General features: G+C 61.5%; 3 protein-coding genes. 1 reads left to right on the forward strand and 2 read right to left on the reverse strand.

Features of this window, described 5'->3' with window-relative positions; genetic code table 11:
• Positions 1-389 (forward strand): HNH endonuclease signature motif containing protein (locus HMPREF2875_RS09315; RefSeq protein ID WP_141754609.1); only part of this gene is annotated, 389 nt, incomplete at its 5' end.
• 144 nt (positions 390-533) lie between these two features.
• On the opposite strand, the gene pgi is transcribed toward HMPREF2875_RS09315, so the two are convergent.
• Entirely contained in the window at positions 534-2,168 is a 1,635-nt protein-coding gene (gene pgi, locus HMPREF2875_RS09320) for a glucose-6-phosphate isomerase (protein WP_070672453.1), read from the reverse strand.
• Positions 2,169-2,250: 82 nt separating this feature from the next.
• Complete coding sequence (locus HMPREF2875_RS09325; protein WP_070672456.1) at positions 2,251-3,171, reverse strand: trypsin-like serine protease; 921 nt, start codon at positions 3,169-3,171, stop codon at positions 2,251-2,253.
• Positions 3,172-3,423 lie beyond the last annotated feature (252 nt).

Here is a 3,423-nt window from a genome sequence, read left to right on the forward strand (position 1 = left end):
CTGAGATCGGCTACGTCACCCTCATCCACCCCACCATCGGGCCGGTATGGCTGCACCGCATGAAACGCCTAGCCGGGTTTGAGCAACGCATCATGGCCAGTGCCGAGCACCCCACCTGCGCCAGGAAAGGTTGTAATAAACCGGCTGATTATGCCCACGTGCATCACCTAGTGCCGTGGAAAGCGGGCGGGACTACCGACCCGCCGAATCTAACCATGTTGTGTGCCTACCACAACGGTATTAACGATGATGACCCGGAGAAACCCACCGGTGCCGGCTACGTCTTCCGCCTCCGCGGCGAAGTGGACTACATCCCACCCTGGGCAGAACCAATCACTGCCCAGGCGGCGTATCAACAAGCCCAGAACAACCTCCCCCGGCCAGGCTGAACCCCCCCAAGCACCACACCGCCCACGCGGACGCCCCCACCGGGCCTCCGCGGCGTTGGCGATCCCACACGTCGATTGCCCGTTAAAAACGGGTGAACCCCCGACCGTTCGGCCGGGGGTTGGTGAGACGTCGCCAAGCAGTGCTTAACGGTGGCTGCGGTACCAGCCAATCAGAGCATCCGTGGAACCATCGCCGGATGCGGCCTCCTCCTTGCCGGAGACAGCCGGTGCCAGGTCATTGGCCTGCTGCTTGCCCAGCTCCACGCCCCACTGGTCGAAGGAGTTGACGTCCCAGATGATGCCCTGTGTGAACACGATGTGCTCGTAGAGCGCAATGAGCGCGCCAAGGGTCTGCGGGGTGAGCTCCTCCGCCAGAATGGTGGTGGTGGGGCGGTTGCCCGGCATGACCTTGTGCGGAACGAGGGCTTCGTCCACACCCTCGGCGGCGATTTCTTCCGCAGTCTTACCGAAGGCCAGGACCTTGGTCTGTGCGAAGAAGTTGCCCATGAGCAGGTCATGCATCGAGCCGGTGCCATCTGCAGTGGGGAAGTCCTCCTTTGGGCGGGCAAAGCCGATGAAGTCCGCCGGGATGAGCTTGGTGCCCTGGTGCATGAGCTGGAAGAAAGCGTGCTGGCCATTGGTGCCTGGCTCGCCCCAGTAAATCTCGCCGGTACCGGCGCTGACTGCGGTGCCATCACGGCGAACGGACTTGCCGTTGGATTCCATGGTCAGCTGCTGCAGGTAGGCCGGGAAGCGGCCGAGGTCCTCGGAGTAGGGCAGAACCGCGTGGGTCTGCGCGCCGAAGAAGTTGGAGTACCACACGCCGAGCAGGCCCATGAGCACCGGAACGTTCTTCTCCAGAGGCGCGGTGCGGAAGTGCTCATCCATGGCGTGGAAACCCTCGAGGAAGCGCATGAAGTCCAACGGGCCGATGGTGCACATCAGGGACAGGCCGATGGCGGAATCGACGGAGTAGCGCCCGCCCACCCAGTTCCAGAAACCGAACATGTTCTGGGTATCGATGCCGAACTCGGCGACCTTCTCCGCGTTGGTCGAGACTGCAACGAAGTGCTTAGCGACGGCCGACTCATCACCATCAAACTGCTCGATGAGCCAGCGGCGCGCGGCATGAGCATTGGCCAGGGTTTCCTGGGTGGTGAAAGTCTTGGAGGCCACGATAAAGAGGGTGGAGCCGGCGTCGAGGCCGTCGAGAGTCGCGGCGAGATCCGACGGGTCAACGTTGGAGACGAACTCTGCGCTGATGCCCGCTACCTCGTAGGAGCGCAGGGCCTTGGCGGCCATGGCTGGCCCCAGGTCAGAGCCACCGATGCCGATGTTGACGACCTTCTTGATGGTGTGGCCTGTATACCCCAGCCACGCGCCGGAGCGCAAAGCGGTGGCGAAGTCGCGCATGCGGCCGAGCACCTCGTGGACATCAGCAGCAACGTCCTGGCCGTCAACGCTCAAGTCCTTCTCCACAGGCAAGCGAAGCGCGGTGTGCAGCACAGCGCGGTCCTCAGTGTTGTTGAGGTGCTCGCCGGCGAACATGGCATCGCGGCGGCCCTCGACGTCCGCGGCGCGGGCGAGGTCCACGAGCTTGGACACGACGTCCTCATCGATGAGGTTCTTCGACAGATCCACATGCAGGCCCGCGGCGTCGAAGGAGTAGTCGGTGGCGCGGGAAGGAGAGCTGGCGAAGAGCTCGCGCAAATTGAGGTCCTTCTTGCTCTCAAAAAGAGAAGTGAGCGCGGCCCATTGTGGCTGTGCGGTGATGTCCATTGCAAAAGCCTTTCTGGCAGGTAGCAGACAGGAAACTTACTGTTTCCACCGTAGTCCAGAACGTGCGATGCTGCTGGGGGAGTTAGATGTAGAGGGTAAGACCAAAATGCTGCATTGTGTTGCCAATTTCCATGGCGCCGGCTTCCTGATTATTGGGCTCATCAACGACGTATGACATGACGCCCACGGCGTAGAGCTCGTTATCGATGACGGCGTAGACGGGGCCGCCGCTGTCTCCACGGTCGCTGTCGTTACCGAAGGCAAACAACCCTTGGTCAGCATCTCGCCCAAGATAGTTACCACAAGAAACCCCTCGCGTGGAGCCAGCGCGGCAGATGGTGGGGTGTGCCAGGTCGACTTCGTCAAGGCTCATCCATCCGATCAACGGTGCGTTGAGAGCCGGGGATGTGGATACCTTGGCTGCAGGATTAGATACTTCGATTAGGCCGATATCGGCGGAGTTAATGTGTTCGGTGTTGGTGTTGCGCGCCTCTAGGACCATCTCACCAATTTTGACGCGGTTTCCGGCGCTGTCGTTGTAATAGAACGTATCGCCTTTATCGCCGCAGTGGCCTGCGGTGAGAATGAAGAGGCGCTGGCCGTCGCCCGCAAAATGGCCTGCGGAACAGCGTCCGCTATTTTCGAGGTTGTAGATTGCAACACCCGGGGTCAGCACTCCTGCCGTCATGAAGTATTCGGCCGCTTCCGGCTGGGCTAGGTCAACGCGCGGCTCTGGACGCTCGGCTTGGGGAATTTCGGTGGTGTTATCCCACAGCGCGTCACCATCGAGGACCTTGTCCGAACCTTTCTCCGAGGCCTGCGTATCGGGGTGCTGCTCATTATCAGGGGCGCCGCCGCCCTCCAGACCGGCGCCTGCACCCGGAAGGTTCAGCGTAGTCGTGGTAATCGTTGCGACCGTGGAAGAAGAACTGCCGCAGGCGCTGAGCACGACAGCGGAGGTGATGGCGAGGAGAGAAGCCGCGAGGCGGGAGGGAAGGCGCATGCCGTGAGCTTAGCGCATGCTGAACGCCTCTGTTCTCAGTTGGGGAGCAGTCCGCGGCTGTCCACGGGCACACCGAAAAGTTTGAGTGTGTGACGACACAGCTGGCGGGGTGGCGGACTCCCCACAGTGCCCTTAAATGCAGGGCTGATTCCTAGGAATAGACCTTGAGCCCGAAGTGATTCCTGACTTAGGCCAATTTAGTGCCGAAGGGTTGGGGCGGTGATGGTGTTGACGAGGGTTTGGATTTCCGGG

The sequence above is a fragment of the Corynebacterium sp. HMSC078H07 genome (assembly GCF_001812805.1).
Classification (GTDB): Bacteria; Actinomycetota; Actinomycetes; order Mycobacteriales; family Mycobacteriaceae; genus Corynebacterium.

Excerpts from the sequence above, each read along its gene's own strand:
- pgi (WP_070672453.1), bottom strand. The coding sequence starts at position 2,168 with ATGGACATCACCGCACAGCCACAATGGGCCGCGCTCACTTCTCTTTTT.
- HMPREF2875_RS09325 (WP_070672456.1), bottom strand. The coding sequence starts at position 3,171 with ATGCGCCTTCCCTCCCGCCTCGCGGCTTCTCTCCTCGCCATCACCTCC.